This window comes from Mesorhizobium sp. (genome assembly GCF_017306585.1).
Classification (GTDB): Bacteria; Pseudomonadota; Alphaproteobacteria; order Rhizobiales; family Rhizobiaceae; genus Mesorhizobium.
This window is the reverse complement of sequence record NZ_JAFKIC010000121.1, coordinates 36,078-49,917: the sequence shown is the minus strand read 5'-3', so window position 1 is coordinate 49,917 and position 13,840 is coordinate 36,078. Positions and strand designations below refer to the sequence as shown.

The 13,840-nt window shown below is 63.3% G+C and carries 12 protein-coding genes; 1 reads left to right on the top strand and 11 read right to left on the bottom strand.

Annotation, left to right across the window (positions count from 1 at the left end; genetic code table 11):
- Window positions 1-22: 22 nt before the first annotated feature.
- On the bottom strand, window positions 23-688 hold the full coding sequence (locus J0I79_RS10180) for a siderophore-interacting protein (protein WP_292857081.1): 666 nt from the start codon (window positions 686-688) through the stop codon (window positions 23-25).
- Window positions 689-821: 133 nt separating this feature from the next.
- Window positions 822-1,823: a hypothetical protein gene (locus tag J0I79_RS10175; protein ID WP_292857078.1), complete on the bottom strand. Its 1,002-nt coding sequence runs from the start codon at window positions 1,821-1,823 to the stop codon at window positions 822-824.
- Window positions 1,824-2,027: 204 nt separating this feature from the next.
- On the opposite strand from J0I79_RS10175, the gene J0I79_RS10170 reads away from it, so the two are divergent.
- The gene (locus tag J0I79_RS10170) at window positions 2,028-2,849 is read left to right on the top strand and encodes a helix-turn-helix transcriptional regulator (RefSeq protein ID WP_292857075.1); all 822 of its coding nucleotides are present in this window, start codon (window positions 2,028-2,030) and stop codon (window positions 2,847-2,849) included.
- A 26-nt stretch (window positions 2,850-2,875) separates the two neighbouring features.
- Here J0I79_RS10170 and J0I79_RS10165 read toward each other — a convergent pair whose 3' ends face one another.
- From J0I79_RS10165 to J0I79_RS10125, 9 genes are all read right to left on the bottom strand, one after another.
- Window positions 2,876-3,634 carry an FkbM family methyltransferase gene (locus tag J0I79_RS10165; RefSeq protein WP_292857072.1) on the bottom strand — a complete coding sequence of 253 codons (759 nt, stop codon included), beginning with the start codon at window positions 3,632-3,634 and terminating at the stop codon, window positions 2,876-2,878.
- Window positions 3,631-4,863, bottom strand: a complete 1,233-nt coding sequence (locus J0I79_RS10160) for a hypothetical protein (protein ID WP_292857069.1) — start codon at window positions 4,861-4,863, stop codon at window positions 3,631-3,633. Before J0I79_RS10160 ends, J0I79_RS10165 begins: the two co-directional genes overlap by 4 nt.
- A 2-nt stretch (window positions 4,864-4,865) precedes the next feature.
- A complete protein-coding gene (locus J0I79_RS10155; protein WP_292857067.1) occupies window positions 4,866-6,338 on the bottom strand; it encodes an aspartate aminotransferase family protein in 1,473 nt (490 codons plus the stop codon).
- A gap of 22 nt (window positions 6,339-6,360) precedes the next feature.
- A complete protein-coding gene (locus J0I79_RS10150) occupies window positions 6,361-7,368 on the bottom strand; it encodes an NAD(P)-dependent oxidoreductase (protein WP_292857065.1) in 1,008 nt (335 codons plus the stop codon).
- On the bottom strand, window positions 7,365-7,814 hold the full coding sequence (locus J0I79_RS10145; protein WP_292857063.1) for an EamA family transporter: 450 nt from the start codon (window positions 7,812-7,814) through the stop codon (window positions 7,365-7,367). Before J0I79_RS10145 ends, J0I79_RS10150 begins: the two co-directional genes overlap by 4 nt.
- 124 nt (window positions 7,815-7,938) lie before the next feature.
- Window positions 7,939-9,288, bottom strand: coding sequence for an FAD-binding oxidoreductase (locus tag J0I79_RS10140; protein ID WP_292857061.1), 1,350 nt, complete (start codon window positions 9,286-9,288; stop codon window positions 7,939-7,941).
- A gap of 2 nt (window positions 9,289-9,290) precedes the next feature.
- The gene (locus J0I79_RS10135; protein WP_292857059.1) at window positions 9,291-10,724 is read right to left on the bottom strand and encodes a UbiA family prenyltransferase; all 1,434 of its coding nucleotides are present in this window, start codon (window positions 10,722-10,724) and stop codon (window positions 9,291-9,293) included.
- A 202-nt stretch (window positions 10,725-10,926) separates the two neighbouring features.
- Window positions 10,927-11,190: a hypothetical protein gene (locus J0I79_RS10130; RefSeq protein ID WP_032930670.1), complete on the bottom strand. Its 264-nt coding sequence runs from the start codon at window positions 11,188-11,190 to the stop codon at window positions 10,927-10,929.
- A gap of 156 nt (window positions 11,191-11,346) precedes the next feature.
- A complete protein-coding gene (locus J0I79_RS10125) occupies window positions 11,347-13,833 on the bottom strand; it encodes a mechanosensitive ion channel family protein (protein ID WP_292857056.1) in 2,487 nt (828 codons plus the stop codon).
- Between the last annotated feature and the right edge of the window lie 7 nt (window positions 13,834-13,840).

Genomic DNA, 13,840 nt, shown 5'->3' with positions numbered 1-13,840 from the left:
ATGACAATCGTCGGCCGAAGCCTCAATCCAGTCCGGTCTTGCCCGGCGCCCAATAGGCCTTGGTTTTCATCCGCGACGAGCCGACGCCTGCCGCCCTGAGCGCCCGATTGACATGCTGGATCGCCGGCGCCTTGCCGGTCAGCACGAAATGCGCGCCGGTGGAGGCGTGCGCTGCCACCTTGTCGGCGACCGCGCCAAGATGGGCGTCATTGGCCGCTCGCGCGGTCAGGTTGGCATCGCCCAGACCGATCTCCTCCAGCACGGGGCCGGATTCCGCAACGTCGCTCACTTCGAAAATGACGGTCGTACGCGGCGACTGGAGCGTGCGGAGCGCCGCCGCCAGGGCGAAGGAGGTTTCATCGCCAAATAGCACCAGCGGCGCCTCGATACCGGAGAGATCGAGCGAGCGGCGCGGACCGAAGAACTGGCACGTGTCGCCCTCGCGCAGGCCACCGGCCCATCGGCTGCCCGGAGCATCGCCGTGCATGAAGGCGAGCAGCCGCGTCCTGCCTCGCTCGGTGTCCCAAGATATCGGCGTGTATGTCCGCGCCATCAGCCCGGTCCCCATCGATATCTGGATCTTTTCGCCGACCGTCCAGGCAATGTTCTTGAGCGCATCGCCTTCAAGATCGACCAGCCGGAAATGCTCCGAAACAGCCGACACCGCCGCGACGCGAGCGGGGCGCATGAACCATCGCAAGAGGGTCCGCGTGACATAACCCGGTTGCGGTTCCTGGAGACGGTCAGCAGAATCGGTCAAGGCTTAAACTCCGTTGTGAGCAGCCCGGCGCCATTGGCCGGCAGGACATCAAGACACAGCGCTACCGGAGACGGTTGTCCCCGCCCTCCGTTTCCAGGCCCTTCCTCAAAAGTTCGCGGACACCGGGAACCGAGACGGCCGCACGCGCCAACGCGGCTCCTGAACTCCTGTCCTGATTGGACGTGATGTGCCGGGAAAACGTCCTCGCGACGCCGGTCACGCTGGACACCTTGCCGGACCGGCAATCCAGGCGCAGAAGCGCCACGCTCTCGCCGATTTCGGCAACCGCATCGTCAAGAACGGCGGCCAGCATGGACGTCTCGTCCTGGAAGACGAATTGCCCCTCTGCAGTTTGATCCGATATGCGCGCGCTGCCCGACACGCGGATGACCTGCCCCGCCCCCAGGACCAGAACCATCGCGGCGGCTCGCGGCAGCGGCAGGACCTCAAAGAGGCGGGCGGAATGGTTGACCGGCCGGCCGGAGACAACCCCACCGGCCTCGACCCGGGCCAACATGCCGGCCGGATCGTCCCTTGGGCTGAGTTCGACACGCCCCCTTGCATCCACGATCGCCAGCGCCATGAAGCGGCTGGTGGCCATGAAGGCACGGACATCGTCGGGCGCCAGCATCTCGAACATGGCCGCCCAGTATTGCGAGCGGATCAAGGCATTGCCGCTGTGGCCATAGCACTCCTCGACCGCGATGCGGATTTCACCGTCGCGAACTTCCCTCACGGTGCCGTTGACGCGCATCATCTCACCGACGCAAGGCAGCAGGAACAACGAGCCGAACCCCTGGCCGGGCACGGCAAGTGCCGGATCGTCAAGCCGCGCGATCGGCAGCCGCAATTCATAGGTATCGCCATTGGCAAAACCGGCCTCGCCGCCACCAGGGGTGATGCCCAGCCCGGAAGCATCGCCAAACGCGGCGAACATCAGCGGCGAGGCCGCCAGCCAGCGCAGTGCTACGCGATCGAGATGGCCAATCACACTGAAGTTCGCCGGCGGCGCGATCGCGCCCGCGGCGCTCAACAGGGCGGCGCTATCGATCGGCTTGTTCATGGCGGCACTCCGCGCTTTGGCGGAAGCATTGTGAGGCCTTCAGCGCGACCGTCGGTGCTTCTTCGCCATGATTACCTAGTGGGCCCCTTGCCGGCATTTCCCTTGGGTTCCAGCCATCCCTACAGCGCCAGGCGATTGGCGACATCGGGGAAATATGACAAAATGTTTGGAAATCCTGCCAACCTTGCAGACTAGTAGACCCACATGCCTGTCCTGCACACCCATCCGAAGCCCGCCGACTTTCCCAATCCGGACGATGTGCCGAGGCCGGTCATGGTCTATGGCATGACGCTGGAGACGGGCGTCATCGAACTCAGCCATCACGCGCACCGCAAGGCCCAGCTGCTGCTGACGCTGCGCGGCGTCTTCACCTGCGAGGTCGACAGCGGACTGTGGCTGGTACCCCCGCATTGCGCGATCTGGATGCCTGGCGGCGCAGTGCACGCCATCAAGGCGTCCGGGCCGATCGAGGGCTACAATGTGTTCGTCGACGCAGCCATGGCGACGCGCCTGCCGTCGACCTGCTGCACCCTGTCCGTATCGCCACTGCTGCGCGAATTGCTGATCCGCGCCGCCAGCTTCCCGCTCGATTACCCCGAGGGCGGCCGGGAATCGCGCCTGGCAACCTTGCTGCTCGACGAAATCGAAGCCGCTCCGGTCGAGCGGCTGCATTTGCCGATGCCCCGGGACGGTAGGCTGCGCCGCATCGTCGAGGCGATGATGGCCGATCCCTCCGATCGCGGCACCATGGAGACATGGGCGCGGCGGGCCGGACTCAGCGAACGGACCCTTGCGCGCAGCCTGGCTCGCGAGACGGGAATGAGCTTCGGCCGCTGGCGCCAGCAACTGACGATCATGCTCGCTTTGCAATGGATGGCGGCGGGTGCGTCGATCCAGAGCGTGGCGCTCGATCTCGGCTATGAAAGCGCCGGCAGCTTCGTGACGATGTTCAAGAAGGCGTTCGGCACGTCACCGGGCCGCTATATGGCTGAACGGCGCGGAGGCACCACTCCCGGCGGCGATTAGCCAAGGCCTCCTAGCCGTTGGGAAGCCTACGCGAAAGCCCAGATGTCCTCGGCCTGGAAGCCGACCTGGTATCCCGCCGTCTTCAGCTTGACCACGACCTGGCCGATTTCGGTTGCAGGCAGCGCGCCGACCTCGATCTTGATCATGCCGGGGCGGTAGCGCTGGAGGTCGAGCTGTTCGAACACCATCCAGTCGGCGCCCTCGCAGTCGACAAGGAAGGCGTCGATGTGGGTGATGCCGTTGCGGTCGAGCAGCGTCTGTAGGGTCTCCGAGGCAACCTCGATGTCCCTGAGGTGTGGCGCGAACTTGTTGAAATTGGCGTCGGTCTCGCCCCAGGCGTTCTTGCCCGACATCAGATTGGTGTCGGTGACCGACGAACAGCCGATAAACTCGATCGGTAGCGTGCCGGCCTCGAGTGCCGCCGCATCGAAGGTGTGCACGGTGATCGTTCCCTTCGTTTTGGTGACCGCGACCGGCTCGATGATGAAACGGCTTTTGTCGGGATAGTTGGCGCGCAGCCGCTTCTGATTGTACGGGATCGGCTCGACCAGCATGGCCCGGGCTCGTGGAATTTTATGCAGCCAAGGCGTCACATCGTCGAACAGCGCGCCGTCGCAGGCGCCGACATTGACCATCTGGAACGGCCGACTGGTTCCCCCGAAACGGGCCTTCAGCGCCGCCTTTGCCAGGAATTTCGTGCCGCGCAGCGCGGGTCCGCGATCGAGCAGGCCGGCAGGCAGGCCGAGTGACAGGGCGATGCGCGCCACGCTGGATAGCGAACTCATGATTTGTCTCCGGCAATGACATGCAGCGCTGGGCGATGCTGACCACGGGCAACAGCCGCCCATAGCGCCATGAACGGCGGCGCCAGCAGCAGGAAAGACGGCAGCAGATGCGGGAAATAGATGCGGGTATCGTGGATCGGGAAAACGGTGAACTTCGCCAGCGCGCCAAGCACGAGCGCGGCGAACAGGATTCCGCTACGGCGATCAAGGCGGAAGCCTGCGCGGTCAGCGGCGAACCAGCCGGCCAGCGCGAGCACGGAAACGCCGATCCAGCTGTTCATGTTGACGGCGCGCAGCAGCGACGTAGCAAAGGCCTTCAGATAGGCGGTGACCGAGAAAGCCGGCTCGAACCCATCCATGTTGTAATGCTGCTCGATGCTGGAGAACCACAGATGCGGCCACCAGCCAGGGTGATGAGCCCAATGCGAAATGGCGAAGTACGCGACCAGTGACGCGGCAAAGCCGGCCAGGGCGCCCCATGCCTTTTGCCAGAACACGACCAGCAGCACGGCGAAAACCGCAAGGAAAACAATATTGTCCGGCCGCACCATGAAAGCCAGGAAGAGCAGGATCGCCGTTGCCGCCTCACGGCCCCTGACATAGGCGAGAAGCCCGCCCAGCAGCAATGCCGAGGTCAGCAGATCGGGCGTCGAGGCGCGCGCCATATCGCCGAAATCGGCCATGATCAGCACCGCGCCTGCCACCGGGGCCAGTGCCAGTGCCTTTTGCGAACGCAGCCAAAGCAGCGTGAGGGCGCCAAACAGGAGCACGGAGAAAACCTGCACCAGGCGCATCGCCTCGACCGGCGACATCACCGTGCTCAGCGTCGACAGGATCTCCGCGTAGAGAAACTTGATCCGGTACATGCCGAGCAGCGAATGGAAATCGGCGGCATTGTCGGCCATGTGGCTGCGGAAGCCGCCGCCATCGTCGGTCAGCACCTTGTAGTCACCCGCCGACACTCCGGCCTTAACGGTGCTATAGGCGTAATCATGCAGGGCCTGAGGGTCGGGATGGGAGCCCTCTTCGGCAATGGCGAGATAGGGCAGCATGTCCCAGTTGGCGTCGGGCATCACCCAGGCTGTGAACGCCGTCACAAGGATGTACAGCGCGAAAGCGGCGGCCCCGATCGGCGCCGCAAGCCGCGCATAAGTCCCCTCGCCCCACGCCAGGCCGGCTTCGGTGAGCCGGTCGAGCGGGTTTTCCGGAGCGGGTGACTTGGTCAGCATCGCTAGCGAACCTGGCTTTTCACGAAATCCTTCACGATCGCCACGATGCCGCGCGACAGCAGGCTGTCGAAGGCGTCGACGAAGCGGTCGACATGCTCGCGCTGCCAGATCAGCGGCGGCTCGAGCCGGATGACGTTGCGGTTGTATTCGGTGAAAGCGACGAGCACGTCGTAGTCGCGCAAAAGCAGCGCGCCGACGAAGCCGGACAGCGACCCCTTGAGCTTGTCGTCAAGCACGCTGACCACGGGACGCAGCACCATCGGCAAGGTCTGCGAGAAGTCGTGGAACTCCAGCCCGACCATGAGGCCCTTGCCGCGTACATCCTTGATGATCTTCGGATACTTCTCCTTCAGCGCCTGCAGGCGGGTCAGCAAATAATCGCCGGTGACCGCGGCATTGTCGATCAGGCCTTCGTCATAGAGCACGTTGAGCGCCTCGATCGAGGTGACGCAGGCCTCGCCCATGCCGCCGAAGGTCGCCATCGCGTGGATCATCGCCGTCTTCGGCGTGCCGTAGGCTTTCATGTAGACGTCGCGCTTGGCGATCATGGCGCCGACCGCCGCCTTGCCGCCGCCCAGCGACTTGGCGAGCGCTGTCACGTCGGGCACGACGCCATAGTGCTCGAAGGCGTAGAAACGGCCCGAACGGCCATAGCCGCACTGCACCTCATCGGCCACCCACAAGACGCCATAGCGGTCGCAGAGCGCGCGCAGGTTCTGCCAGTATTCCGCCGGCGCCTGGATGATGCCGCCACCGCCCTGGATGGTTTCCAGCACGATGACGCCCACCTCCGGGTCGGTGCGGAACAGGCGCTCGACTGCGCCGATATCGCCGAAGGGAATGCGGACCGTGTTGTCGGCCATCTTGAAGTCGGCGCGGTAGAGCTGGCCATCGGTGATGCCAAGCACGCCCTTGGTTTTGCCGTGGAAGGAATTCTCGGCATAGACGATCTTCGGCCGCTTCGGACCGGCCGCGCGTTCGGCGAGCTTCACCGCCGCTTCCATCGCTTCCGAGCCGGACGAGCCCAGGAAAACCATGTCGAGCTCGCCGGGTGAGCATTTGGCGATGTTGTGCGCGAGCGCCGCCGCATATTGCGACATGAAGGCGATGGCGATTTCCTGGCGCTTTTCCTCCTGGAATTTTCGGCGTGCTTCGAGGATGCGCGGATGATTATGGCCGAACGCCAGCGAACCGAACCCGCCGAAGAAATCGAGGATCTTACGGCCGGCCTGGTCGATGTAGAACATGCCTTCGGCACGCTCGATCTTGATCTTGTGGAAGCCGAGCAGCTTCATGAAATGCAGCTGCCCGGGGTTGAGATGCGCCTTGAACAGGTCGGTCATGCGGGCGACATCCATCGCCTTGGCCTGCTCGACGCTGATCAGGTCGGGCTTGGCTGTTGTGGCGGGCGACAGCGCCGGCGCACTGACCATGGTGCGTGCGGTCGTCTGTTCCGGTTTGGCCATGACGGTCATCTCGAAATCTCCCCTCGTCGCCTTATTCGGCTGGAACGTGTTTGGTGGCGACGGCGTGGCCGTCCTTCTTGGCGCGGTATTCGCTATAGGCGGCGATCAGCATGTCCTCGTCGCGATATTGCGGCACCCAGCCGAGCTGACGCTCGGCCTTGGACACGTCGAGCACGCATTCCTCGTCGGCGATCAGATACTGTTCCGGATCCATGATCGGCATGTTCATGAGGTCGAGCAGGTCGAGCGTGCGCTTGACGGCCCAGCCAGGGGTCGGAATCAGGACCGATTTCGATCCGGCATGCCGAATGAGATCGCCGAGCAGCTTTTTGACCGGCGGTGGATTGAGCGAGCCGAGATTGTAGGCCTCGTTGGGCACGCCGGCCTTGAATGCGGCACGCGCGGCCTCTGCGCAGTCGAACACCGAGATGAACTGGTAGGGGTTCCTGCCCGAACCGATCATCGGCACCGGCAGGTTCCAGTCGATCAGCTTGAACAGTTTCTCCAGGATGCCGAGGCGGCCCGGTCCGATGATCAGGCGCGGCCGGAATAGCGAGATCGACATGCCGCGCTTGCGCCATTCGACGGCCAGTTCCTCGGTCCTCTGCTTCGACCAGCCATATTCGCCAAGCGGCGCCACCGGGTGCTCCTCCGTCATCGGGAAGGTCACCGTGTGGCCATAGATCATGTCGGTCGTGTAGTGGACGAGCCTGGGCGCGCCGGCCTTGTCCATGGCCTGCAGGATGTGTTCGGTGCCGTGGAAATTCACCGGAAAGAAGAAGTCATGCCGCTTGGCGCGCACCTGGATCGGCGACAGCATCTTGGCCGACAGGTTGTAGACCATGTCGTCGCCCTTGAGGCCCACCGACGCGACCGAGGCCGGATCGGTTACATCGCACTGGATGAACCGGACGGCGCGGTAGTGCGCAAGATCGCTCTTGACGATGTCGGCAACAACGACCTCATCACCATCGGCCAGAAGCTTAGGCGCCAGATGGCGGCCAACGAAGCCGTCGCCTCCGAAAATGACGTGTCTCATCGAACAATCTCGTTTGCAGGGATCTTGTCGGGCGCGATGGAAGCGGTCTGGTCCTCATGTCCCTGCCCACCCAGGTCCCGACCACTTTGCGCGATCAGCACCGTGCCGACGCAGATGAAAGCGATGCCGGCGATGCGCCAGCCATTGAGGTCTTCGCGGAAAACGAAATAGGCGAAGACCGCGACGGCCACATAGGCGAGGCTGAGGAAGGGATAGGCGAAGGAAAGCTCGACCTTGGACAGCACATAGAGATGGGAGGCCATCGAAATCACGAAGGTGCACAGGCCAAGGAATACCCAGGGGCTGAAGACGATCTGCATGAGCTTGATGAGCGGATTGACGCCTTCGAACGAAATCGGCCCAAGCGACATCATGCCCTGCTTCAGCATCAGCTGCGCCGCGGCATTGGTCATGACCGTAAAAAGTATGAAGACGATATATTTCATATCTGCTCACCCGCCCCGTGATGTCCAGTAATACAAATCTGAAAAGATTTCGTGAACTCACAACAATGTTTTGAGTAAACCTCAGGATTAATCACTGGTTAATCACGATTCATTCCAATTTTATCTATTCAGCCGCCTCGGCGCCGCGCCGGCGCAGGTCGATGCTCGCGGCTGTCCGCGCCCAGAAGTCGGACATGAAGGCCGGGTCGCGCAACGCTTCCAGCCTCGGCCAGTCCGGGAATGATGAAGCAAAGGTCGCGGCACCCATGCGCGCATCCTTGTAGGGATTGACCGCCCCGCCGGCCGTCACAGTGATGCGGTCGAGTTCCGCCAGCAGCGCAAGCGTCGCGGCTCCCCTGCTGGGGAAGTCCAGCGTCAGCGTGTAGCCGGGCCGTGGGAAGGACAGCAGCCCGGGCGAGCGGACCGTGCCGAAGCGCTTCAGCACGGTGAGAAACGATCCCTGACCGGCCCGCCTGGCCGCTGCCAGAAGTTCAGGCACCACAATGCGCGCAGCGTCTTCAGGTACCACGCTTTGGTGCTGGAGGAGCCCCTTGGGGCCATAGAGCCGGTTCCAGTCGCGCACGCCGTCGAGCGGGAAGAAGAAGCCCTGATAGCCGGTCTGGCGAGGTGTCGTCGAGCGACCTTTCCTCCAGCGGTAGACGCTGTTGAAAGCGGTCAGGAACGACCGGTTGAGGACGTTGAAAGGCGGCTGAAACGGCACCGACAGATTGCCGCCCCCGCGCGATGCCGTATGCGAGCCGTGTTCGGCATGGTTGCCCGTGAACAGCAACCCCCGGCCGCTTTTGCGTCCGCCGGCGAGTTGATCGATCCAGGCCACCGCGTATTCATTGGCCAGATCCGCCGCCTCGGCCAGGTCGAAATAGTCGCCGAGGCCGCCAAACGGCGTCGCCCTTTCAACGATGTCGAGCGAATGCACCCGCATCAGCCTGATCGAAGCGGACAGGATCAGGCCGGTCAGCCCCATGCCGCCGATCGTGGCCCGGAACAGACGCGGATTGTCCGTCGCCGAACAGCGATAGGTCTTTCCATCCGACCGCAGCAGGGTAAACCCCTCGACATGGCAGCCGAACGTGCCGCGACGGTGATGGTTCTTGCCGTGGACATCATTGGCGATGGCGCCGCCCAGCGTGACGAATTGCGTGCCCGGAACGACCGCCGGAAAGAAGCCGTAGGGCGCGGCATGCGCGATGATGTCGGACAGCAGCACGCCGGCATCCGCTTCGAACACACCGGTCTCGGCGTTGAAGGCGCGGATGCCGTTCAAGCCCCGCATGTCGACGATCGCTCCGGCGCTGTTCTGGCAGGAATCGCCATAGGAGCGTCCATTGCCATACGCCAGCAGAGACGATGGTGTCGCCTGGCCATTCCTGAGCAGCGCGATGGCGTCGTTGGCGCGAATTGCCTTCTCTGCGGGAGGCGTGGCCAGGCCAAAGCTGTGGAAGCGCTCGGCCATGCCTACCAGCCTCCGATGATCAGCAACACCGCGCCGATTGCCACCACGATCTGGCTGCGCCAGTCGCGGATGATGAAGACCACCGGATCGTCGTTCATCTCGTCCCGCCGCGCCAGGATCCAGACGCGCATGGTGAGGTAGAGCACGATCGGAGACAGAGGCCAGATCAGCCAGGGATGCGGATAGAGCTCTCGCACTGCAACGCTGTCCATGTAGAGCGCCAGCACCAGCGCCGATGAGAAGGCCGAAGCCATGCCGGCCTGCGCGACGATCTCCTGATCCTCGGTGCGATAGCCACGTCCGGCGATGCGCTCGCCGGGAGGGATGGCGGTGGTGCGCAATTCGACGAAACGCTTCACGAGTGCCAGCGACAGGAAGAAGAAGATCGAGAAGGCGAGCAGCCAGAACGAGACGTTGACACCGGTCGCGGCCGCGCCCGCCAGCACCCGGATCGTGTAGAGGCCGGCGAGCGTCAGCACGTCGACCAGCAGCATGCGCTTGAACGACAGCGAATAGGCTGTCGTGACGACCATGTAGCCGCCAAGCACTGCCAGGAATTCGGGCGACAGGAAGAGGCCCGTGCCGAGACCGACCGCCAGCAGCACGGCGATCGCACCGAGACCGAACGGAATCGATAGCGCGCCGCTGGCGAATGGCCTGTTGCGTTTGGTGACGTGCTTGCGGTCGAGCGCGAGGTCGAAGAAATCGTTGAGAATGTAGATCGCCGACGCCACCGCACTGAACGAGATGAACGCCAGCAGGCATTGCCAGATCATGTTGACGTTGAAGTACTCGTGCGACAGCACCATCGGCACGGCGATCAGCGAGTTCTTCAGCCATTGATGCACGCGCAGCATCTTGACAATGGTGCGCAAGGTCGGCTTTGGCGCCGGCATCGTCTCGGCGCCATGCGCGGCCTGCCAGCGGGCGGCATGACGGTCGGGCGCGACGACGATCGCTTTGCGCGCCGCGTCGAACACCTGGAGGTCATGGCGGCTATTGCCGGCATAGTCGAAACCGCCATCACCATAGGCCGCGACCAACGACGCGCGTTTCTTGCCCGATGTCAGGTTATCGAGCCCATCGGTCGCCAGCACCCGATCGAAAATGCCGAGATGGCAGGCAATGGCGTCGGCGAATTTGCGCGGCGTGCCGGTCGCCAGCACGATCCGGCGGCCATCGGCATGTTCGGCGCGAATACGGCTGAGCAAGGGCTCGCGATAGGGAAGCGATGCCGGATCGATGTCGATGCGCTGGGCAATCGCCTGCTTGAGCCGCGCCGGCCCGCCGGCCACCCAGAAAGGCACGAGGAAAATATAAAGCGGGTTCTTCTTGAGGAGGATGAACAGCTCTTCCCAAAGCAGGTCGGTCGCGATCAGCGTGCCGTCGAGATCGACAGCAAGCGGTATTGCGTTCCTGTCCGACCGCGCGTCCATGTCGTCCTGCCCTGCCTGAACCCGTCGCACCGTATTTCGGCGTCTTGGGCCCGGTATAGCGGGCAACAGCGTAGCGAACGTTAAAACGCATGGTTGCAAGCGCTTGCCGGCGGCGTATTTCCCCTGTCGTTGTTAAGCGAATGCTACCGAAAACGATAAAAGGCCGAGCAAATGCCCGGCCTTTCCAAGTATGCCGCCAGGATTACTTGATACGGGCCACGCCGCCGGAGATTTCGACGGTTTCCGAGCCGGTCAGGGCTTCCAGGTCACCGTTCGGCAAGGTGACGAAGCAGCCGTTCTGGCAGAACTCGACGGTTTCACCTCCAGCCAGCGCAAGGTCGGTCTTGCTGCCGCCCTCCGTCACGACCAGCGTGCGGGTCTCGGCGTCCTTGTTGACCGCGCTGGCGGCATGGGCCGAGCCGCTCACGGCAAGCAAGGCCACGGCAGCGACGAGAGACTTCCACATGGTGCAATATCGGTGTTCCCACCGCCTCTGTTGCATTTCGCAAGGCATTCTCGCCTTTGCATGTCAGCTTATATGAGATGAAAGCTGAACCGCAACTGAATGCCGCATTCATGCCGCAATTGGTTATGGAGCGTATGCGACGAGCGAATTGGCTGGTCAACCCGGATCGGGTTTCTTCGACTTGCGCAACCTCGGCAGCTTTTTCGCTTCGGCTTCCGCCTGCGCCTTGGCCTGCTCCTGCTCTGCGAAATCGGCTTCGATCTTGTCATCGTCGGTCGGCCAAGCCACATGCTTCTTGACCTCGACGACCGCCCGCGGCGTCGACGGAATTTCGATATGCTGGTCGTCGAACCTTTCCATCACCGCGAAGCGGATGTCGTTCTGCACCGAGCTGCCGTTCATGATATCGGCCAGGAAGACGCGGATTTCGAATTCCAGCGCGGCGGCGCCGAAATTGGCGAACAGCACGAAAGGCTCGGGGTTCTTCAGCACCAGCGGATGACTGCGCGCGATCTCCACCAGGATGGCGTGCACCTGCTTGACGTCGCTGCCATAGGCGACGCCGACCTTGACCTCGACACGGCCAAGCTTGTTGCGGTGCGTCCAGTTGCCAACGGCGTTGTTGATCAGGTTCGAATTGGGCAGGATCACCGACTGCCGCTGGAAAGTCTCTATCTCGGTGGCGCGCACGCTGATCTTCTTGACCGTGCCGCTGACGTCGCCGGCCACGATCCAGTCACCGACCTTGAACGGCCGTTCGGCGAGCAGGATCAGGCCCGAGACGAAATTCGACACCACATTCTGCAGGCCAAAACCGATACCGAGGGAAAGCGCGCCGGCGACCAGCGCCAGGCTGGAAAGGTCGATGCCGGCGGCCGAGATGCCGACCAGTGCGGCCAGCGCCACGCCGGCATAGCCGACAGCGAGGCGGATCGAGTTGCGCACTCCGGTGTCGACCTTGCCGCGCGCCATGACCGAGCCGTCGAGCCAGCCCTGGAACCAGCGCGTCAGGAAATAGCCGATGATGAAGACGACGATACCGGAAAGGATGCCGGTGACCGAGATCGTCACCGAACCGATGGTGATCCCGGTGGCGAGCCTGTAGGCCCAGGCCTGGATGTCGCCAGGCTGGAACCCCCACATCAGCAGGATCAGCGGCAGGAACACCAGCACGATCATCAGGTTGATGGCGACGCTGACGACAAGACCGAGCTGGTCCAGCGCCGTGTCCTCATAGCTGGAATTGGCCGACAGCCAGCGCCCGACGGACGTGTTGGCGAAAGCGCCCTCTTCGCCGATCGCCTGCGCCGAGAGGAAGCCGATATAGGCCGTGATCAGCGCCGTGCCGGTGACGACGACCTGAAGCGAGACGAACAGCGCGAGGCCGATATAGCCGAGCAGCGCGGCGATGATGGTGAACAGGCCAAGCGCCAGCGACAGGTAGCGCAGCCATGCCGGCCAAGGCCGCCAGCTCCCGTCGCGCGCCTTGAACGGCCGCAGCATCGCCATCAGGATCAGGATCACGCCGACGATGATGGTCGCGACGAAACTGCGCGCGATGGTCAGCGACAGCGGCGAACCCATCTTGTCGTTGATGACGGACAGGAACGTGTTGAAGGAGATGACCACGGCCATGGCGGTGGCCAGTCGCACCAGCCACCGGGCCGGCCCGGTCTCGACCGGAATAAGGCGCCAGTTCGGCAGTCTTGGCGACAAGGCCGCGTTGGTCAGCCGGTTGACGCAGAAAACCACGCCGATGACGGTCGCCAGCGAATTGAGAAAAAGACCAATGTCGCCGCGCAACACATTGTAATAGTTGAAGAAGAAAATGGTCGAGCCGAGAAAGGCGCCGACCGCCAGCGTCGGCAGCAATGTCGACCAGAAGGCGACGGTCAGGCGGCTGAGATAGGACGGATCCTCATTGGTGGGATCCGCCTCGAACATCCGCCCGAACAGGCGCCGGCCACCGACCAGCAGCACCAGCGCCAGGCCCAGCGCCACGAAGGTCGCGGCCAGCATGGCCTGGAACTTGAACTTGAGGGCGAAGGTCAACCAGGACGACACAGCCTTGTAGAAATTGCCGAATTCGTCGCTGGCGTCGGAAAAGACCTGCGGGCTCAAGGCGTCGGACAAGACATAGCGCTTGGTCAGGAGATTGCGGAAAAGCTCGCTGCGCATGTTGCCGATCTTGTCGATCATCCCGCTTATGCGGATAGACAGCGCCTGCGCCTGCGAGATCACAGCGTTGATCTCCGCCTTCTCGGATGTCAGGGCCTGGCGTTCGCCGGCGACGATATCGGGCTCTTCCGGCTGGCCGGCCGCCGGTGCAGGGCCAAGCTGTTCGAGCCGTGCGTTGATTTCGCCGAGGCGGGACCGGAATGCCAGGGCGCTGTTCAGCGCCTGCCGCGACAGCTCCTCGAGCTGCAGGCGGATATCGACAAGGCTGCCGTCATCCTCACCGTCCTGTTGAATCTTCTTGTCCAGAGCGTCGGTCTTGCCGGTCAGATCCTGCATGATCTTCTGCTGGTCGGCGACCAGTCCGGCGGGCGCCTGGCCGACGCCCTGCGCAGCCGCCTCGAACGAGAGCGGCGCCGAGACGACGAGAAGCAGGACCAGAATGAGGCGAAGCAATCGAAAGAGCATGGATGTA